Raw genomic sequence first — 20,160 nt, forward strand, 5'->3', positions numbered from 1 at the left:
AATGTTTTTTAATTAGTTATTAATTGTCCAAGAAATATAGTATTGTGAACCTATAGCACCAACTCCAGGGGCACTAAAATACTCTTGTCCACCAATATTTGCACCACCGATTTTAAATACCGATTTAAGTTTTGGCACACTATAATTGATTTGAGCGTCAATAACAGTTCGTCCGTCAACAGTAGCATCTAAAAAAGTTGATTCCCAAACAAAAGCATTTTGCCATCTTAAGTTTACATTGAATCCAAAGTTTTTAAATAATTCTGTATTCCCAAATTGTACTTTTACTTTGTGCTCTGGCGTATTAAATCCTGCTTCAAAATCAGGATCAGACGCTTGATCAAAATCAAACTTAGCATAAGTATAATTTAATCCAAAGTCAAAATTGTTGAATATTTTTGTGTTCAAACCAATAGAAGCCCCGTAAGAACTGATGTCAGCAGCTGAATTTGTATATGTTTGAAAAACAGCAATATCACTATTTTGTAAAGCCGCTAAAGAAAGTGAATTGTCTCCAACAGTACCATAGAAAGGAACAATTACATTTTTACCAGCGATAAAATCTTGGTAGCTATTGTAGTAACCACTTAAATCGATGGTGATATTTTTTTCTCCTGCTTTTACCAAACCTCTATAACCAAGTTCATAAGCTGTTACTTTTTCTGGTTTTACCAGAGCTACATCTGCTTTTGTTGGAGCTCCATTTGTAACTGATTCTGCTGAAAACGCATTTTCGTAAGCTGCTCTTCCTGAAACTCTTGTGGTTGGTGTGCCTAAAATTCCTTGTCCAAAACCACTAACAATTAACGGCTGAGTAAAATATCTATCTAAATTGTCTGGTGCTGAACCTACCAAATATGCCGCTCCTGCATTCAAACCAATGTATTGATCTTGAGTTGTTGGATTTCTAAATCCAGTTTGGAAAGAAGCTCTAAAATTTTGGTTTTTTCCTTCACCTGCTGCATATGCTAAAGATACTCTTGGAGAATAATTTCCTTGAAAGTTTTGAGCTTTGTCATAACGTAAAGAAGCTGTTAATTTTAAACGATCTTCTTCTAAAAATTTCTTTTGCATTTGAGTGTAAACACCATATTCATCATAATCAATTGGACCATCATAATCTGTAAAAATACTTCCATTCGAATTCAAAGAATACAATCTATATGAACCTCCAATTTGAAATTCAGCCCAATCAATGACATCTTGAAAATTGTAATTTGCATCTACGTGATATAATTTTGTATTGTCTTGGAATTTAGATCCTGTAACCAAATCTGGATCTGACGTAATTCTATCAAAAGCTTCTTGAAACTCTGTAGTTCCTGGTAAAAATCTTCCTGTTTCAGCAGTTTGTCTTGCAATTGCATGAGCTTGGTCTGAAGTTAAACCTCCTAAAGTTCCTTGAAAGTAAGCTCCAACATATTGTCCAAACCAAGTATTGTCATCTTTCCATGCTCTGTTAATATTGATTGCTGCAAAACGCGTATCATATGAGTTTCCTGCATCTTCATTGGTCATATAACCTCTTACAAAGAAATTTTTTCCTCTGAACTCCAATTTATGTTGCTCCATAAAGAAGTCTTTGATATTGTATCTATTGGTTCCTTGATAGATAGTATTTCCTACACCATATTTTGAATTCCAAATAATTTCTAAACGATCATCACCAAAAGGACGATAATTTAATAATCCTGAAAACTTAACACTTTTAGCTTCATAAGTCATTAAATCTCTTTCGTCATATCCGGTTCTACTGATATTTTCACTAGGTACTAAAGCTGCAGCTCCATTTGGTAAAATTCCCAATCTTTCTAATGATTGTGCTACTCCTCTAATGTTTGTTGAAACCTCATCACCATAAACATTTAACCCGTTATAATTTCTGTCAGAATTTCTATCTCCTGAAGTATAAGTTCCGTTTCTAGTATTTCTATAATCAGTTGCAAACCATTCTGTTCCATCTAAATAAGACAAGGTTGCTTTTGCAGCAAATTTATCAGAAAAAGCATATGCCATTCTGATGTTAAAATCGTTGTATGCATTATCGCCTGCAGCATCTTGACTCGTAATTCCTGTTTTTAAAGAAACACTAATTCCTTGATCTTTAAAAGGGCTTTTGCTAGTCATGAACATAATTCCATTAAAAGCATTTGCTCCATATAAAGCTGATGAAGCTCCAGGAAGTAATTCTACAGTTTCAACATCTAATTCAGACATTCCAAGTAAATTACCCAAAGCAAAGTTTAGTGCTGGTGAAGAGTTGTCCATTCCGTCAACCAATTGCATAAAACGAGTATTTGCAAAAGTGGCAAATCCACGAGTGTTTACAGACTTAAAAGTTAAACTGTTTGTGTTCACATCTACACCTTTTAGGTTCTCTAAACCGTCATAAAACGACGGAGAAGAGGTGTTTTTTATCTCTCTGATATCCATTCTTTCAACGGTTACTGGAGATTCCATGATACGTTCTGGAGTTCTTGAAGCAGATACTACAATCTCGTCTAGCGAAGTTTCGTTTTCTGATAAACTAACTTCTACTTTTTGATTTTTTTTAGTAATTTGAACTTCTTCCGTTTTGTATCCAATCATGGAAATTTCTATTGTAAATGGCGGATTATCAGTGGTTTTAAGTTCAAATCTCCCGTCGAAATCAGTACTTGTTCCAACAGATTTTCTTGAAACTTTTACATTCGCACCAGGAAGAAACTCCCCTGATTTTGCGTCTTTTACAGTCCCTGAAATCGTAGTTTGAGCCACCATAGACAAACTACCAAAAGCTATAAAAGCAATGAATAAAATCTTTTTTATCATAATTTGAATTATTAGTTAAGTAGCATGCAAAGTACAAAAAAATTTGAATTTCTGAATAGTTCTATAAAAAATTTATCATATTGTCAAAAACAACACTATTTAATTGGCAAATAGGCATATTAAAAAAGTGTTTTTCACTGAATTTAAAGCATAGAAATTGTACATTTGCACTTTGAAATTTTGCTTTTTGAAGACTATAAATAATACCTCAAATTTTATTTCTGACGAAGAAACATTCGTGACTATTGGCACTTTTGATGGTGTGCATTTTGGGCATCAAAAAATTATTGAAAAGCTGGTTTTTGAAGCAAAAAAAGCAGAAAAAAAATCAGTAGTCCTCACTTTTTTTCCTCATCCAAGAATGGTTTTGCAAAAAGATGCTTCTGTAAAACTTATCAATTCTATTGATGAACGCGCACAATTACTTGAAAAAACAGGATTGGATTATTTAATTATTCATCCATTTTCTGTAGAATTTTCAAGGATGACAGCCTTGGAGTTTGTCAAAGATATTTTAGTAAATCAACTAAACATATCTAAATTAATTATTGGCTATGATCATCATTTTGGCAAAAATAGAGAAGGAAATATTACGCAATTGACTGAATACAGTCATGTTTACGGTTTTGAAGTGGAAGAAATTCCTGCGCAAGATATTGATGAAGTTGCTGTAAGCTCTACAAAAATTAGACGTGCTTTAGAATCAGGAAATTTAAAAACAGCCAATCGTTATTTAGGATATCATTTCATGCTAAATGGAATCGTTGTTACTGGAAAAAAATTGGGGGGAAAAATTGGATATCCTACAGCAAATATTCACATTGAAGAATCGTATAAATTAATTCCAAAAACAGGTGTTTATATCGTAAAATCAGTCAATGAAAATGCTGTTGTTTTTGGAATGATGAACATCGGAAATAGACCCACTGTTGATGGAAATTACCAAACGATTGAAGTTCATTTTTTTGATTTTAATCAAGATTTGTATGACAAAAAAATCACTGTTGAATTGCTTTATTTTTTGCGAGATGAACAAAAGTTTGACTCGGTTGATTTGTTGGTAAATCAATTAAAAAAAGATGAAGAAAACACGAAAATGTATCTAAAAAACAATCTATAATTCTGCATTGCTTAAGTCTAAGGCTTCCACTATATTTGCGGAGTAAAACAACCCAAAATGTTACAAGTAAACTTTATCAGAGAAAATAAAAAAACGGTTTTAGATGGATTGGCAAAACGAAATTATGCAAATGCCGAAAACATTATAAATCAAGTAATTACTGCTGACGAAAATAGACGTGCTACTCAAGTGATTTTAGACAATACGTTGGCTGAAGCAAATGCCATTTCAAGAGAAATTGGTCAGTTTTTCAAATCTGGTGAAGTTCAAAAAGCGAATATCTTAAAACAAAAAACCGTTTTGTTGAAAGAACAAACCAAAGAACTTTCTGACAAACTTACGTTATATGCTGAAGAATTAGAATCCCTTTTATATTTGATTCCAAACATTCCACATGAATCTGTAAAAGCTGGAAAATCAGCTGATGATAATGAAGAAATTTTTTCTGACGGTATCATTCCTAATTTAGGCGAAAATGCCCTTCCTCATTGGGAATTGGCAAAAAAATATGATATTATTGATTTTGATTTAGGCGCAAAAATCACTGGTGCAGGTTTTCCTGTGTATAAAGGAAAAGGAGCCAAATTGCAACGTGCTTTAATCAGTTATTTTTTGGATAAAAATACAGCTGCAGGTTATCAAGAAGTGCAAGTGCCACATTTGGTAAACGAAGCTTCTGGTTTTGGAACGGGTCAATTGCCTGACAAAGAAGGTCAAATGTATTTTGTAACTGAGGACAATTTGTATTTAATTCCAACTGCTGAAGTGCCAATAACCAATTTATTCCGTGGAAATTTATTACAAGAAACTGAGTTGCCAATTGCAATGACAGGCTACACACCTTGTTTTAGAAGAGAAGCAGGAAGTTATGGTGCTCATGTTCGTGGATTGAACAGATTGCATCAATTTGACAAAGTAGAAATTGTGCGCATTGAACATCCCTCAAAATCGTATGAAGTTTTGGAACAAATGGTGGAACATATAAAAAACATTTTAAACGAATTGAAATTACCTTACAGAATTTTACGTTTGTGTGGAGGAGATATGGGTTTTACATCCTCTTTAACGTACGATTTTGAACTGTTTTCAACAGCGCAAAACAGATGGTTAGAAATCAGTTCTGTATCTAATTTTGAAACTTTTCAAGCAAATAGATTGAAATTACGTTTCAAAAATGGTGAAGGAAAAAATGAATTGGTTCACACGTTGAATGGAAGCTCATTGGCTTTGCCTCGTGTTTTAGCAGGAATTTTAGAAAATTATCAAACCGCAGAAGGAATTCAAATTCCGGAAGTTTTGATTCCTTATTGTGGATTTGATAGGATTTAGTTTGGAGTTCAAAGTTCAGGGTTCAATATTCAGAGTTTAAAATTCAATGTTTAGAATTCAAACTTTTTTTATAAAGATATTTTCTGAAAACTGAAATTGACCACTGAGACTGAAAACTGAATACTAATTCGCAATTACTGCATTCATCAATCTTTTGTATTTATTCATTTCTAAAAGTGCATTTACATAAGCACTTATTTGTCCGTTTTTCATGAAATCGTTCGCATTTTGTCTAGCAATTTCATATTGGTTTGATAGTTGGTTCATGATGTAATAATGTTAATTATTTCTCTTAAGACAATTTCTGTGCCAAAACGTTACAAGAAGTGTTTCAAAATTTAAATCGTTTCACATAATTTTAACATCATTCTTGCTATATTTGAGGATTATGAAGCAGTTTTTCACTCTTTTACTTTTTTTATCTACCAGTTTTTTGGCTTGTCAAGAAATTTCTGAGAATGAATTTTTCTTAGCAGAAAATTATTTTAGAGAAGGTGAATATGAAAAAGCGACGCTGATTTATAAAAAATTATACGAACAAAGTCCTTTCAATAGTTCTTATTTATACAGATTAATCACTTGTTATCAGCAAACGTCATCCTTTGAAACTGTTGAAAATTTATTGATTCAACGTCTTCAAAAAGATGCTTCACAAACCTATTTACATGTTTTTTTAGGATACAATTACAGCAAAATTCAAAAAGAAAATTTGGCTGAAATAGAATATCAAAAAGCATTACAATCCATAGAAAAAAATAGCCCTTACACCATTACAATTGCTCGTGCATTTAGTGATTACAATTTACTAGATTATGCCATTTTAGCTTATGAAAAAGCTATGAAAGTAAATCCGAATGCTAATTTTGGATTTCAAATTGCCCAGATTTATGGGGAAAAAGGAGCATATCAAAAAATGTTTGAATCGTATATTGATTTGCTTGATGCTAATGAACGCTATTTGAATTTGGTTCAACGTTCTGTAAGCAAATACATTACAGATGATGCTGAAAATGAAGCAAATGTTTTATTCCGAAAAACAGTTTTGCAAAAATCAGTAAAAAACCCAAAAAACGAATGGAATATTCTATTGAGTTGGCTATTTATCCAACAAAAAGAATATGAAAAAGCATTGGTTCAAGAAAAAGCATTGTTCAATCGAAATCCAACAGATATTTCCATGATTTTTGAATTGGGACAAATCGCTTTTGAAGATAAAAACTATGAAACTGCTCAAAATTGTTTTGTTTTTATCATTGAAAAATCATCTCAAACTGAAGAAAAAATTGAAGCAAATTTATACCTCATCAAGATTGCCATCGCAACAAAAAATCCAGAAACCTTCACCATTTTTGAAAAACTATTTACTGAATTTGGCATCAATGCTGCCACCATAAATCTGCAAGTTGCGTATGCTGATTTTTTAACGTTTCAAAAAAATGAACCAGAAAACGCGATTGCTATTTTAGAAAAAGCAATGACATTTTCAAATTCAAAATTTGAAGAAGCACGCATCAAATTAAAATTGGGTGATGTTTTTGTTTTTACGGGAAATTTCAACAAAGCGTTGATTTATTTTTCTCAAATTCAAACGCAATTAAAAAATCATGAATTGGGTCAAGAAGCGCAATTTAAAGTAGCGCAAACGAGTTATTTTAAAGGTGATTTTGATTGGGCAAAAGCACAATTGAAAGTGCTAAAAAGCGCCACATCACAATTAATTGCGAATGATGCTGTGGAATTATATTTAAAAATTATTGACAACGAACCTGTAGATTCCATTCCTTCAGGATTGAAAGAATTTGCCAAAGCAGAGTTATTAGCCTATCAAAATAAAGATGAGGAAGCTTTGCGTGAAATAAATAATTTATTTTCATCAAAAGAACTTTTTGTAAACGGATTAACTCCTGGCGAAGTAATTTATGATGATGTGTTGTTTTTTCAAGCGAAACTTTTTATAAAACTAGAAAAATACGAAGATGCAATTGTTAGTTTGTCCAAAATTATTGCTGCAGATAACCAAGGTATTTTGACAGATGATGTGTATTATATCATGGCAGAAATGTATAATAACAACCTAAAAAATCTGGAAAAAGCTAAAGAATATTATCAGAAGATTATCTTTGAGCAACCTTCAAGTATTTATTTGGTGGATGCTAGAAATAAATTTAGAAAATTACGTGGCGAAATCATTAATTAAACAATATAACAATTAAAAAATGTATCAATTAGGCTTTTTTTAAATCCAATTATTTATTGCTACATTAATTCATTGATTCATTAACTCATTAAAAATATGTACATATACAACGTAACCATCAATATTGAAGAAAGTTTGCATGATGAATGGCTGAATTGGATGGAAAGTCATATTGCAGATGTATTGAATACTGGAAAATTTACTGCAGCAAAACTCACAGAAGTGTTAGCAGAAAATGAATCTGGAAGAACTTATTCTGTGCAATATTCAGCCAATTCACGAAAAGATTTAGACGATTATTATCAGTTTGATGCAGACAAATTGCGAGCGGAAGCCATCAAAAAATTTGGCAATAAAATGCTGGCTTTTAGAACAGAATTGAAATTAATCAAAGAGTTTTATCCAATGAATACAAGCAATTAAAAAATGACTGTAAAAGCAAAAAAACATTTAGGACAGCATTTTTTAACAGATGAAACAATTGCTCAAAAAATAGCAGATTCTTTATCAGAAAACGGATACAATCAAGTGTTGGAAATTGGTCCTGGAATGGGTGTTTTGACAAAATATTTATTGACAAAAAAATCAAAAATAACTGTTTTTGAAATTGATAGAGAGTCAGTAGCCTATTTGAAAGACACTTTTCCAAAAGAAAATTTTCAGATAAATACTTCCAAAGAAAAGTTTGAAATTATTGAAGGAGATTTTTTAAAGAAGAATATCAGTGATATTTTTAAGAAGGAACAAGTAGCTATTATTGGAAACTTTCCATACAATATTTCGAGTCAAATTGTTTTTAAAGCCATTGAAAACAGGGAATTTGTTCCTGAATTTGCAGGCATGTTTCAAAAAGAAGTTGCCATGAGAATTGCTGAAAAAGAAGGAAGTAAAATCTATGGAATTTTGTCGGTATTGACTCAAGCTTTTTTTGATGTTGAGTATTTATTTACAGTGCCGCCAACGGTTTTCAATCCACCACCAAAAGTAGATTCGGGAGTAATTCGTCTCATCAGAAAAGAAAATTTTACACTTCCTGTTGATGAAAAATTATTTTTTACGGTTGTAAAAACAGCGTTCAATCAACGAAGAAAAATGCTGCGTTCGAGTTTAAAATCTTTGAATTTTTCGGATTCTATAAAAGAAGACCCTATCTTTGCAAAGCGTCCTGAACAATTATCGGTTCAAGAATTTATTTTTCTGACCCAAAAAATAGCAAATCATGATATTTGAAATCACTTCAGAATTTCTTGAAAATCTATCAAAACTGATTGAAATCAAAAAAGATTCAGCCATCAAAAAGCTGTTTGAAGAGGTTCATTATGCAGATATTGCTGAGGTTTTGGATGAAGTAAATTTTGAAGAAGCCATTTACATCATCAAATTATTGGATAGCGAAAAAACATCCGAAATTTTGACTGAATTGGATGAAGACACGCGTACTCGAATTCTTGAAAATTTATCAGCCAAAGAAATTGCTGAGGAAATTAGTGAAATGGACACAGATGATGCTGCTGATATTATTGCAGAACTATCTGAAGAACGTCAAAAAAACGTAATCAACGCACTTGAAGACATTGAACACGCAGCAGATATCAAAGAATTACTTTCTTATAAAGACAATACTGCAGGCGCTTTGATGGCAAAAGAATTGGTAAAAGTGTATGAAACTTGGACAGTTGCAGGTTGTTTGCGCAGAATTCGTGGTCAAGCAAAAGAAGTAAGTAGAGTTCACTCCATTTATGTTGTTGACAAAAAAGAAAGATTGGTTGGTAGACTTTCTTTAAAAGATTTGATTGTAGCTAAAAACGATCAAAAAATTGCGGATATTTATATTTCTGCAGTAGATGCTGTGAATGTAAATGAAGATGATGAAGAAGTGGCAAAAATCATGTCAAAATACGATTTGGAAGCCATTCCTGTAGTGGATGACAACAATGTTTTATTAGGAAGAATTACGATTGATGATATTGTGGATGTTTTGAAAGAAGAAGCAGACAGAGATTATCAATTGGCAGCTGGTTTAACGCAAGATGTTGATTCTGATGATACCATTTTTGTACTTACAAAAGCGCGTTTGCCATGGCTTTTTTTAGGATTGATTGGTGGTGTTGGCGCTTTTTTAATCATGGAAGGATTTCAAGAAGTTTTTTCAAAATATGCTGCATTGTTTTTCTTTACACCTTTAATTGCGGCAATGGCTGGAAATGTGGGTGTACAATCTTCTGCAATTATTGTGCAAGGTTTAGCAAATGATGAAGTGAAAGGAAGTATCAATAGTCGTTTGCTGAAAGAAATGCTTTTAGCGACGTTGAATGGTGCTATTTTAGCCATTTTCTTGTTCGCTTTTGTTTGGATCTATGAAGGAAAAATTGACACAGCATTGGCCATTGCAGTTTCATTGGTTGTGGTGATTATCATGGCTGGTTTGATTGGGACTTTTGTTCCCTTATTTTTAGATAAAAGAGGCATTGATCCTGCAATTGCGACAGGTCCTTTTATCACAACTTCGAATGATATTTTCGGAATTTTAATCTATTTTCTGATTGCAAAACTGATTTTAGGAATTTAGTTTTACAAAAATATCCCACAAAACGATTCCTGCACTTACTGAAATGTTTAAAGAATGTTTGGTTCCTAATTGTGGAATTTCAATACACAAATCACAAGAATTCACCACTTTTTGCTGAACGCCTTTTACTTCATTTCCAAAAATAACGGCATATTTTTGATCTTTTTCAGGGAAAAAAGTATCCAATTTTGTGCTGTTTTCAGCTTGTTCAATCGCTAAAACTTTCACACGTTCCTCTTTCAATCTTTTGACTACATCAATCGTATTTTCAACAAATTCCCAATCTACAGAATCTGTTGCGCCCAAAGCAGTTTTGTGAATTTCTCTATTTGGAGGCGTTGCAGTAATGCCACATAAATAGATTTTTTCAATCAAAAAAGCATCACTTGTTCTAAAAACGGAGCCAATATTATTCAAACTTCTAATGTTATCCAAAACCACAATCAAAGGTGTTTTTTTAACTACTTTAAATTCATCAATAGTCAGTCTTTCTAACTCTGTGTTTTTTAATTTTCTCATAATCTCTTTTATCCTTTGAATTTTTTTCGACTTTGGACTTTGAATTTTAAATATTGAACTTTCTTTTTCTATCTTCGCAAAACTAACGCAAAAAACCGAAAACTTGTCAAAATCCGAGAGTAAAAAGGAAACTCCATTAATGAAGCAATACAATGCCATCAAGAAAAAATATCCTGATGCCATGTTGTTGTTTAGAGTGGGAGATTTTTATGAAACTTTTGGGGAAGATGCTAAAAAAGCGGCACAAGTTTTAGGAATTATTCTCACAAAACGTGGTGCAGGAAGTGAAACAGAAACTGCTTTGGCCGGTTTTCCTCATCATTCTTTGCATACGTATTTACCGAAATTGGTAAAAGCAGGAATGCGTGTAGCAATTTGTGATCAATTGGAAGATCCAAAGATGACAAAAACGATTGTAAAACGCGGTGTTACAGAATTGGTAACTCCTGGTGTTTCGTTAAATGATGAGGTTTTACAATCAAAAACAAACAACTTTTTAGCAGCTATTCACTATCAAAAAAATCAATTGGGAATTTCTTTTTTAGATGTTTCAACAGGCGAATTTTTAGTGGCACAAGGAACCGTTTCCATGATTGATAAATTGCTGCAAAATTTTTCTCCAAGTGAAGTTTTGGTGCAAAAACAGTTCAAACAACTCTTTTTAGAACAATTTGAAAATAGATATCACAGTTTTTATTTGGATGATTGGGTTTTTCAAGAAACTTATGCTTTAGAAACATTGCAACAGCATTTTGAAGTAAAAAGTTTGAAAGGTTTTGGAATTCAGGAATTGCATCATGGAATTATTGCAGCAGGAGCTGTTTTATATTATCTGTCTGAAACACAGCATAATAATTTAAAACATATTCAAACCATCAGCAGAATTGCAGAAGATAATTATGTTTGGATGGATCGTTTTACCATTCGAAATTTAGAATTGTACAACCCAAATGCTGTGAATGCTGTAACGCTTTTGGACGTGATTGACAAAACAATTTCTCCCATGGGAGGAAGGCTTTTGAAACGTTGGTTGGCTTTGCCCTTGAAAAAAATTGATGACATCAAAAATCGTCATGAATTGGTGAAATTTTTTATCAATTCTGAACGCTATTTTGAAATTGTGAATTATCAAATCAAACAAATTTCTGATTTGGAACGATTGATTTCAAAAGTAGCAACTTCCAAAGTTTCGCCAAAAGAAGTGATTGATTTGAAAAACTCATTGAAAGCGATTTTACCCATCAAAGAAGCCTCCGAAAAAAGCAATAATAGTACTGTTCAAAACTTGGGAAAACAGTTGCATACTTGCACAAATTTGATTGAAAAAATCAGTGAAATTTTGTTTGAAAATGCGCCTGTAAATATCATAAAAGGAAATGCCATTGGAAAAGGCGTTCATCAAGAATTGGATGATTTGCGCGCAATTTCAACCTCAGGAAAACAATATTTGGATGATATGCAAACTCGCGAAACCCAAAAAACGGGAATTTCGAGTTTAAAAATTTCTTTTAATAATGTCTTTGGATATTTTATTGAAGTACGAAATACCCACAAAGACAAGGTTCCTGAAACCTGGATTCGCAAACAAACATTGGTGAATGCAGAGCGTTATATCACAGAAGAATTGAAAGAATATGAAACCAAAATTTTAGGTGCTGAAGAAAAAATTCAGGCTTTAGAACAACAAATTTTTTCAGATTTAATTCAATATATCATTCAATTTATTTCGCCAATTCAAGAAAATGCACAAACCATTGCACAATTGGATTGCTTATTATCATTTGCAAAATTGGCAATTGACAACAATTATGTGTGTCCAATTATGGATGAAAGTACAGATTTAGAAATCAAAAACGGACGTCATCCAGTAATTGAAAAACAGTTGCCTGTTGATCAACAATACATTGCCAATGATGTGGTTTTGAATAGAAATCAACAACAAATCATCATGATTACTGGACCAAATATGTCTGGTAAATCTGCTATTTTAAGGCAAACTGCTTTGATTGTTTTATTGGCACAAATGGGAAGTTACGTTCCTGCACAACATGCAAAAATTGGCATTGTTGATAAGATTTTTACGAGAGTTGGTGCCAGTGACAATATTTCTATGGGCGAATCTACTTTTATGGTAGAAATGAATGAAACTGCTGCCATTTTGAATAATATTTCTGAACGAAGTTTGGTGTTGTTGGATGAAATTGGACGTGGAACGTCAACTTATGATGGAATTTCGATTGCTTGGGCGATTGCCGAATTTTTACACGAACATCCTTCAAAAGCAAAAACGCTGTTTGCAACACATTATCACGAATTGAATGAAATGACAGCCACTTTTGAGCGAATTAAAAACTTTAATGTTTCTGTAAAAGAGTTGAAAGACACCATTATTTTCATCAGAAAATTGGTTTCAGGAGGAAGCAATCACAGTTTTGGAATTCATGTAGCAAAACTGGCAGGAATGCCAAGTATGGTAATTCATAGAGCGAATAAAATATTGGCACAATTAGAAAAAAATAACAGAAATGCGAATGTCAAAGAAGTATTAAAACAGTCTCAACACCAAGAAATGCAATTGAGTTTCTTTCAGTTGGATGATCCTCTGTTAGAAAATATTCGCGAAGAAATATTAGCCACAAATATTGATACGTTAACTCCTATTGAAGCATTAATGAAATTGAATGAAATCAAACGAATGTTGGTAAAAAAGTAAATTAGCTTACTCCTCTTTCTGCTATTTTTTTACTTGTAAAGTGTTTTATCAAATAAGAAATAGCACCAATAAAAGGGAAAAATAAAATAACTCCAGCCCAAATTAAAAAATGAAATCGTGTTTCGTTTTTTGATGCAAGCACTAATGCGCTAACAACAGTTATAAGTAACAATGCTAAAAAAGTAATAATTTGAAAGGGGGAAATAAATAATGAAGGTATCATAGGAATTTTGTTTTTACAAATATAATAAATACTACCAAAAAAGTCAACAAGAATTTCTTCTCATTGACTTCTCCCTAATTCAAAAACTAAAAATACTTTATAAAGATCTGTCTAAATTTAACAATTTGTTTGTTGAATTTATATAGCTATTGTAAACTGTTTCATTCTTGATAAGTTCACTAAAACAATAGTCACCTGAGTTTGAGTTTCCAACAATTTTATCGCCATTTTCAAGAGTTGTAAACTCACAATCTCTAGTTGGAATCTCATAATCCAACGCAATCATATCTTTATGAAATGGCACAGCAACATTCTCAGAAGCTAATAAATTGTATTGTCCTGTTTCTCTGTCCATCATATAAACACGAGCATTTACAGTATTAAATCCTCTTGATTTCTTAACCAATGAAGATTCTACATAAAACAGAAAATCAGAGTTTGGTCTACAAGATACACCTTGATTAGAAAGAATTTCTAAAGCGTTGATATTATCGATATTTAATGTGGGTGTTGGCTTTTCAGATTTACTAAATGAAAGAATGCCAATTAGAGGTATTGCTATAAAAGCAATGATTTTTAGGGGTTTCATAATGTAGGGGTTTATTATGTTGTAAATATACAAAAAAATATTAAATTTTAAACACTTAAAAATCAATTGGTTAAAAAAAAGTTAGAATTTTTATAAAACATATATAATGTTATGATTATCAATACTTTAACATTATACTTTAAATTATACAAATTTCAAAAAATCTGTTTCACAATTAAAATTACCCAACAAATACTATTATCTTTGCAATGAAAATTTAGGGTTTTTTAAAGACATTTCTTAGTTACAATTCAATGAATACAACTTTTTTATTTATTAGCGGTCAAGAAATTTTTTTCATTATGATTATTGTTGTGATGTTTTTTGGTGCAGATAAAATTCCTGAAATTGCTCGTGGATTAGGAAAAGGAATGCGTCAAATTAAAGATGCAACTAATGATATTAAAAATGAAATCAACGAAAGTGCTAAGAATAACACAGTAAATATTGATGTTCCTAAAAGCATCAATGAAAATGTAACAGAAGTAAAAGATACTATTGAAGAAATTACGGGTCCAATAAAAAGAAATATGTAATTTTCAGCAATTATTTTACCCTACTAATTGTCAATCCATCTCTGATTGGAAGCAACACAGTTTCCAATCTCTCATCAGAATTTAATAGTTTATTATAGCTCAACAGCGCTTTTGTATCTTCATCTTTTGGGTCTAATTCTTCCACAATTTTCCCACTCCAAAGCACATTATCGGATAAAATAATTCCACCTGAATTCATTTTTTCAATCACTAAGTGAAAGTAATTTTCATAGTTAACTTTATCCGCATCAATAAAAACCAAATCAAATTTTTCATCAATTGTTGGAATAATTTCCAAGGCATTTCCTACTTTTTGTATAATTTGATTTCTATATCCTGATTTAGAAAAATACTTGTTTTGTAAGGTTTCTAACTCTTCATTTTTGTCAATGGTAATTATTTTTCCATTTTTTGATAAACCTTCTGCAAAACAAAGTGTTGAATACCCAGTAAAAGTACCTATTTCTAAAATCATTTTTGGCTGAATCAACTTAGAAATCATCGACAATAATCGTCCTTGAAATGCACCACTCAACATTCTTGGATTCAATACTTTTTGCCAAGTTTCTTTGCTAAGAGCAGCTAAAATTTCAGGTTCTTGTTGGGAATGTTCCACAACATAATGGTCAATGTTTTCAGGTAAAAAATTCATAAAAAAATGCTTTACGCTACAAAAGTTCTTTTTTCGCTTTTTCCAAAGATTCTTTTAAGGCTTGCTTTTCTTCTGTTGAAATACAGAAAGAGTGTTTTTTGCAGTCAGATGCTTTTGATCTATAAAGTTTTGTCAAAAAATTATTTTGCTTGGAGTATATAGCGCAAACTTTACAAAATATAAAATGAAGTTTCAATTGAATTATTTCGAAAAAACTTGCTTCTTTATACTGACTTTTATCGCAAATGGTAGTTGCTTCATCGCAACTTATAAAAAATTTATGTGCCATTTTTTACTTTTTAAACCAATTATCTTCCATACATTTTCTGAGTTGTGTTCTAGCTCTATGAATCATTACCCATAAATTGGACGCTGTAATATCTAATTCCTTACAAATTTCCTCAGTTTCAAACTCTTGGATGGTTTTCATCCTAAATACGATTCCATATTTTTCAGGCAATTTTTCTAAACAAACATCCAGTTGGCTTTTTAACTCCTCATTTTCTATGGCTTTTTCGGTATCATTATTCCAGTTTTGTGGCACGCGTTCTTCAATCCAATTTCCTTCATTTTCACCATCTTCATAAAAATTCATTCTCACTTCAGCTTGGCCTTTTGTCGAGTTTATTTTTCGATAATGATCAATCACTTTTCGTTTCAAAATAGAAACCAACCAGGTCTTTTCAGATGCTTTTCCTTCAAAATTTTTAGCAGATTTTAATCCGGCAAAAAAAGTTTCTTGCACCAAATCTTTTGCCAAATCATAATTATTTACGCGGGCAATTGCATAATTGAATAAATAATCAGCATACTTATCAATCCAAAGATCTGGGTGTAAAGAATGTTGTTGCTCTGACATGTTTGAATTTAAAAACCCAAATATAGCATATTTTTATTTCTGTAAATAAGAACAGTCATCTCTTCTTCTCATATCCACCAAAAAAATAATTTCCCAATTTCCGTTATTATTGAAAAGCTGAAAAGAATTTGCGCCACAATGACTAAAATTATCATTGTAGTAAAACTCATAAGGTGTCCAAACAGAGGCTAAATTTCCATCAATTTTGATGTCATAAGAAAGGAGTTTTTCAAACAATTTTTGTGTTGGTTGTATTGATGAAATTGCCTCGAGAAGTTGCAATCTGGTTTCATCTTTCAAGATTTTTGTACCTTCTTTAGAGGTATTTGTTGTTTGAATTTTTACATTTTTGTGCAATGTTTTTGAAACAATGGCACTATCTCCTTTATGTAATCCTTCAAAAAAAGTATCAATGACATTCTTTACAATTATTTCCTCATTTTTTTCTTGAGATGATGCAGCTAAATTCAAGAAAAAAAGCGCTAGTACTAAAAATATTTTTTGCATAATTGATTGATTTTGATGCATTAAAACTAGTCTTTTTTTGCATTTGTGATAAAATGACTTCTAAGATTAACGAAATATTAACTTGTTAAAAATCTGATTAGATTTCTTACTTTTACCGATACTAAAAATAAAAAATATGTCAATAGCAAAAAAACAGTATAAACGAATTACTGTAAAGTCATTAGTAGAAATGAAAGCAAATGGTGAAAAAATAAGCATGCTTACTGCTTATGATTATACAATGGCAAAAATTTTAGACAATGCTGGTTTAGACGTGCTTTTAGTGGGTGATTCTGCATCAAATGTAATGGCGGGTCATGAAACAACGCTGCCAATTACATTAGATCAAATGATTTATCACGCAAGTGGTGTAGTAAGAGCTATTGAACGAAGTTTGGTTGTGGTTGATTTGCCTTTTGGAAGTTATCAATCTGACCCAAAAGAAGCCTTGCGTTCTGCGATTCGAATTATGAAAGAAAGTGGTGGACATGCCATCAAATTAGAAGGAGGAAGTGAAATCAAAGAATCCATCAAGCGAATTTTGAACGCTGGAATTCCTGTAATGGGACATTTGGGTTTAACGCCACAATCCATATACAAATTTGGAACATATACAGTAAGAGCCAAAGAAGAAGAAGAGGCTCAAAAATTGATGGAAGACGCTTTATTGCTAGAAAGATTGGGTTGTTTTGCAATCGTATTGGAAAAAGTTCCTGCAAAATTAGCTGAGAAAGTAGCGAAATCATTAACCATTCCTGTCATTGGAATTGGAGCAGGAAATGGTGTTGATGGTCAGGTTTTGGTTACTCATGATATGATTGGAATGACACATGAATTTCATCCTCGATTTTTGCGTCGGTATTTGGATTTGTTTGCGGACATGACAAAAGCTTTTGAACAATATGTTTCAGATGTAAAAAGCAAAGATTTTCCGAATGAAAATGAGCAGTATTAATAATCCCATCCTAACCTTCCTAGAGGGAAGGAACTTATTATGAAAAAAGCACTTAAAATAATTGCCGATATTTTGCTTTTAATACTAACAATAGTATTTATCGGAAGTATCTTTTCTGAATTAGCTATTTTTAATAATTCAAAAATAAAATTTTCATTATTACTATTTTATCTTATTTCTAAACTAATTTTATATAAAATTGATAGTAAAGATGTTCAAAAAGAAAATTGAATTTTTTAGAAAATCCTGAAATCTAATAATCTCTTCATGAAAATCCTTCACTTAGATACAAATCACCCATTATTACTCCATCAATTGAATGATGTGGGATTTCAAAATGAGGAAGATTATACCTCTTCAAAAAGTGATATTGAAGCAAAAATTCATTTGTATGATGGCATTATCATCAGAAGTCGATTTTCGATTGATAAATATTTTTTAGAAAAAGCCACCCATCTAAAATTTATTGGAAGAGTTGGAGCTGGATTGGAAAACATTGATTGTGAAGTTGCAAGGTCTAAAAACATTCATCTCATTGCAGCTCCTGAAGGAAACAGAAATGCTGTTGGAGAACATACATTAGGGATGCTTTTGTCGCTTTTTAATAAACTGAATAAGGCCAATAATGAGGTAAAAAAAGGGATTTGGCTGCGAGAAGAAAATCGCGGTATTGAATTGGATGGAAAAACTGTGGGTATTATCGGTTATGGAAATATGGGAAAATCATTCGCTAAAAAACTGAAAGGTTTTGATGTTGAAGTCCTATGTTATGATATTACAAAAAATGTTGGGGATGAAAATTGCAGACAAGTTTCTTTACAAGAATTGCAAGAAAAAGCAACAATTTTGTCTTTACACACACCTCAAACTGCACAGACCAAAAATATGGTCAATGCCGATTTTATCAACCAATTTCAACATCATTTTTGGTTGTTAAACACAGCTAGAGGTTCTGCTGTAGTAACGAAAGATTTGGTAAATGCGTTACAATCAGGTAAAATTTTAGGAGCTGGTTTGGATGTTTTAGAGTATGAAAAATCATCCTTTGAAAACTTTTTTTCAGAAGATTTTCTTCCAGAAGATTTTAAATATTTGATAGAAGCTGAAAATGTTTTATTAACGCCACATGTTGCAGGTTGGACCATAGAAAGTCATGAAAAATTGGCACAAACCATTGTAGATAAAATCAAAAATATATTTTTAAATTATTGATATTTAGTTATTTATGATTTCTAAAGCAACCACAATCCCTGAATATTTAGCAGCAATTCCTGAAGAAAGAGCTGTAATCATTGAAAAATTAAGGAATGTAATTACTAAAAATCTTCCAAAAGGTTTTGAAGAAGGTATGCAATATGGAATGATTGGTTATTTTGTTCCCCACAAAATGTATCCAAATGGCTATCACTGCAATCCAAAAGAACCTTTGCCATTTATGAGTATTGCATCTCAAAAAAATTCCATAAATATATATCACATGGGATTGTATGCAAATAAGGAATTGTATGATTGGTTTGTAACTGAATATTCCAAACAGTTTTCTAGAAAATTAGATATCGGAAAAAGTTGCATCCGATTTAAAAAAGAAACGGATATTCCATTTGATATTTTAGAAAAATTGGTTCAAAAAATACCTGTTGAAGAATGGATTTCAACCTATGAATCATCTATAAAAAAATAAAATATGAAAAAAAGAGTCACTGGAATTGGTGGATTGTTCTTTAAAACAACTGATGCAAAGGCAACCAAAGAATGGTATCAAAAACATTTAGGATTTAACACAGATGAATGGGGATCAACTTTTAAATGGAAAGACGATTCAGGAAAATTGTGCACAACTCAATGGTCGCCATTTTCTGATAAAACGAATTATTTTGAACCTTCTGATAAAGATTTTATGTTCAATTATAGAGTTGAAAATTTGGAAGAATTACTTCAAGAATTGAAAAAAGAAGGAGTTCCCATTTTAGGGGAAATTCAAGAGTTTGAATACGGAAAATTTGGTTGGATTTTAGACAACGATGGAAATAAAATCGAACTTTGGGAACCAATTGACGAAAAATTATTTTAATAAAAAATAAGCAACTATGAATTTATTAAGCAATTATCCAACAGAGATTTTAATCCTTCTTTTTTTGATTGTCACTTTTTTACAATCTGGAATTGACAAATTATTGGATTGGAAAGGAAATGTTTCCTTTATAAAAGAACATTTTAAAAACTCACCTCTCAAAAACAAGGTGCCTTTTTTATTAGGAATAATTTTATTGATAGAAATCATTGCTTCCATTTTAATGAGTATTGGAATCTATCAACTGTATGTTTCTGGTGAAAAAGAAATCGCACTTTTAGGAGTTGAACTGAGTGCAATCACATTGATTTTTTTATTAATTGGTCAGCGATTGGCAAAAGATTATGCAGGCGCCATGTCTTTGACGGTATATTTTATTTTAACAGTTTTTGGTGTTTTTTTACTGCATAACTAAAAACTATTCTTACAAAATTATTCTATAAGAATTCCCTATAAAATCCGACCAAAAATAAAGCGTTTTAAGGGGTTTTTTAAAAGCGCCTTAGCGTT

At 31.5% G+C, this 20,160-nt stretch carries 23 protein-coding genes; 14 read left to right on the top strand and 9 right to left on the bottom strand.

What is annotated here, in order from left to right; translation table 11 throughout:
• Positions 1–12: 12 nt before the first annotated feature.
• Positions 13–2,811 (bottom strand): TonB-dependent receptor, encoded by a 2,799-nt coding sequence (locus tag IU405_RS06675; RefSeq protein WP_197437833.1) that lies wholly within the window; start codon positions 2,809–2,811, stop codon positions 13–15.
• Between the two features lie 187 nt (positions 2,812–2,998).
• Between IU405_RS06675 and IU405_RS06680 the strand changes: the two genes are divergently transcribed.
• Together IU405_RS06680 and serS are read left to right on the top strand one after the other, a co-directional pair.
• On the top strand, positions 2,999–3,931 hold the full coding sequence (locus tag IU405_RS06680) for a bifunctional riboflavin kinase/FAD synthetase (RefSeq protein ID WP_197437834.1): 933 nt from the start codon (positions 2,999–3,001) through the stop codon (positions 3,929–3,931).
• Between the two features lie 57 nt (positions 3,932–3,988).
• Positions 3,989–5,260, top strand: a complete 1,272-nt coding sequence (gene serS / locus IU405_RS06685; RefSeq protein ID WP_197437835.1) for a serine--tRNA ligase — start codon at positions 3,989–3,991, stop codon at positions 5,258–5,260.
• Positions 5,261–5,383: 123 nt separating this feature from the next.
• Here serS and IU405_RS06690 read toward each other — a convergent pair whose 3' ends face one another.
• Positions 5,384–5,527 carry a hypothetical protein gene (locus IU405_RS06690; protein WP_197437836.1) on the bottom strand — a complete coding sequence of 48 codons (144 nt, stop codon included), beginning with the start codon at positions 5,525–5,527 and terminating at the stop codon, positions 5,384–5,386.
• A 121-nt stretch (positions 5,528–5,648) separates the two neighbouring features.
• Here IU405_RS06690 and IU405_RS06695 point away from each other — a divergent pair, with 121 nt between their 5' ends.
• From IU405_RS06695 to mgtE, 4 genes are all read left to right on the top strand, one after another.
• The gene (locus IU405_RS06695; RefSeq protein WP_197437837.1) at positions 5,649–7,457 is read left to right on the top strand and encodes a tetratricopeptide repeat protein; all 1,809 of its coding nucleotides are present in this window, start codon (positions 5,649–5,651) and stop codon (positions 7,455–7,457) included.
• A gap of 96 nt (positions 7,458–7,553) precedes the next feature.
• Positions 7,554–7,880, top strand: a complete 327-nt coding sequence (locus tag IU405_RS06700; RefSeq protein ID WP_197437838.1) for a DUF4286 family protein — start codon at positions 7,554–7,556, stop codon at positions 7,878–7,880.
• Positions 7,881–7,883: 3 nt separating this feature from the next.
• A complete protein-coding gene (gene rsmA, locus IU405_RS06705) occupies positions 7,884–8,687 on the top strand; it encodes a 16S rRNA (adenine(1518)-N(6)/adenine(1519)-N(6))-dimethyltransferase RsmA (RefSeq protein WP_197437839.1) in 804 nt (267 codons plus the stop codon).
• Positions 8,677–10,026 carry a magnesium transporter gene (gene mgtE, locus IU405_RS06710; RefSeq protein WP_197437840.1) on the top strand — a complete coding sequence of 450 codons (1,350 nt, stop codon included), beginning with the start codon at positions 8,677–8,679 and terminating at the stop codon, positions 10,024–10,026. The genes rsmA and mgtE overlap by 11 nt, the downstream gene beginning before the upstream one ends.
• Here mgtE and IU405_RS06715 read toward each other — a convergent pair.
• On the bottom strand, positions 10,015–10,545 hold the full coding sequence (locus IU405_RS06715) for an RNA methyltransferase (protein ID WP_197437841.1): 531 nt from the start codon (positions 10,543–10,545) through the stop codon (positions 10,015–10,017). The genes mgtE and IU405_RS06715 overlap by 12 nt on opposite strands.
• 139 nt (positions 10,546–10,684) lie before the next feature.
• Between IU405_RS06715 and mutS the strand changes: the two genes are divergently transcribed.
• On the top strand, positions 10,685–13,258 hold the full coding sequence (mutS, locus tag IU405_RS06720; RefSeq protein ID WP_197438019.1) for a DNA mismatch repair protein MutS: 2,574 nt from the start codon (positions 10,685–10,687) through the stop codon (positions 13,256–13,258).
• 1 nt (position 13,259) lies between these two features.
• On the opposite strand, the gene IU405_RS06725 is transcribed toward mutS, so the two are convergent.
• The gene (locus IU405_RS06725) at positions 13,260–13,481 is read right to left on the bottom strand and encodes a PLDc N-terminal domain-containing protein (protein ID WP_197437842.1); all 222 of its coding nucleotides are present in this window, start codon (positions 13,479–13,481) and stop codon (positions 13,260–13,262) included.
• A 97-nt stretch (positions 13,482–13,578) separates the two neighbouring features.
• Positions 13,579–14,070: a hypothetical protein gene (locus tag IU405_RS06730; protein ID WP_197437843.1), complete on the bottom strand. Its 492-nt coding sequence runs from the start codon at positions 14,068–14,070 to the stop codon at positions 13,579–13,581.
• Positions 14,071–14,324: 254 nt separating this feature from the next.
• On the opposite strand from IU405_RS06730, the gene IU405_RS06735 reads away from it, so the two are divergent.
• Positions 14,325–14,606, top strand: a complete 282-nt coding sequence (locus IU405_RS06735; protein WP_197437844.1) for a twin-arginine translocase TatA/TatE family subunit — start codon at positions 14,325–14,327, stop codon at positions 14,604–14,606.
• Between the two features lie 10 nt (positions 14,607–14,616).
• Here the strand turns inward: IU405_RS06735 and IU405_RS06740 are convergent, their stop codons facing one another.
• Genes IU405_RS06740 through IU405_RS06755 form a run of 4 tightly spaced genes read right to left on the bottom strand, consistent with a single transcriptional unit; the run spans position 14,617 to position 16,624 of the window.
• On the bottom strand, positions 14,617–15,258 hold the full coding sequence (locus IU405_RS06740) for an O-methyltransferase (RefSeq protein ID WP_197437845.1): 642 nt from the start codon (positions 15,256–15,258) through the stop codon (positions 14,617–14,619).
• 16 nt (positions 15,259–15,274) lie between these two features.
• Complete coding sequence (locus tag IU405_RS06745) at positions 15,275–15,547, bottom strand: hypothetical protein (protein WP_197437846.1); 273 nt, start codon at positions 15,545–15,547, stop codon at positions 15,275–15,277.
• Between the two features lie 3 nt (positions 15,548–15,550).
• On the bottom strand, positions 15,551–16,117 hold the full coding sequence (locus tag IU405_RS06750; RefSeq protein WP_197437847.1) for a sigma-70 family RNA polymerase sigma factor: 567 nt from the start codon (positions 16,115–16,117) through the stop codon (positions 15,551–15,553).
• Between the two features lie 33 nt (positions 16,118–16,150).
• Entirely contained in the window at positions 16,151–16,624 is a 474-nt protein-coding gene (locus tag IU405_RS06755; protein WP_197437848.1) for a nuclear transport factor 2 family protein, read from the bottom strand.
• A gap of 136 nt (positions 16,625–16,760) precedes the next feature.
• Here IU405_RS06755 and panB point away from each other — a divergent pair, with 136 nt between their 5' ends.
• From panB to IU405_RS06785, 6 genes are read left to right on the top strand one after another with little or no spacing between them, the layout of a single operon-like run.
• Positions 16,761–17,579, top strand: coding sequence for a 3-methyl-2-oxobutanoate hydroxymethyltransferase (gene panB / locus IU405_RS06760; RefSeq protein WP_197437849.1), 819 nt, complete (start codon positions 16,761–16,763; stop codon positions 17,577–17,579).
• A 39-nt stretch (positions 17,580–17,618) separates the two neighbouring features.
• Complete coding sequence (locus IU405_RS06765) at positions 17,619–17,810, top strand: hypothetical protein (RefSeq protein WP_197437850.1); 192 nt, start codon at positions 17,619–17,621, stop codon at positions 17,808–17,810.
• A gap of 36 nt (positions 17,811–17,846) precedes the next feature.
• Complete coding sequence (locus tag IU405_RS06770) at positions 17,847–18,791, top strand: 2-hydroxyacid dehydrogenase (protein WP_197437851.1); 945 nt, start codon at positions 17,847–17,849, stop codon at positions 18,789–18,791.
• A 13-nt stretch (positions 18,792–18,804) separates the two neighbouring features.
• On the top strand, positions 18,805–19,260 hold the full coding sequence (locus IU405_RS06775) for a DUF1801 domain-containing protein (RefSeq protein WP_197437852.1): 456 nt from the start codon (positions 18,805–18,807) through the stop codon (positions 19,258–19,260).
• A 3-nt stretch (positions 19,261–19,263) separates the two neighbouring features.
• Complete coding sequence (locus tag IU405_RS06780) at positions 19,264–19,650, top strand: VOC family protein (RefSeq protein WP_197437853.1); 387 nt, start codon at positions 19,264–19,266, stop codon at positions 19,648–19,650.
• Positions 19,651–19,666: 16 nt separating this feature from the next.
• Positions 19,667–20,065, top strand: a complete 399-nt coding sequence (locus IU405_RS06785; RefSeq protein ID WP_197437854.1) for a DoxX family membrane protein — start codon at positions 19,667–19,669, stop codon at positions 20,063–20,065.
• Positions 20,066–20,160: the final 95 nt, after the last annotated feature.

The organism is Polaribacter sp. BAL334 (assembly GCF_015767435.1).
In the GTDB taxonomy this organism is placed as follows: Bacteria; Bacteroidota; Bacteroidia; order Flavobacteriales; family Flavobacteriaceae; genus Polaribacter.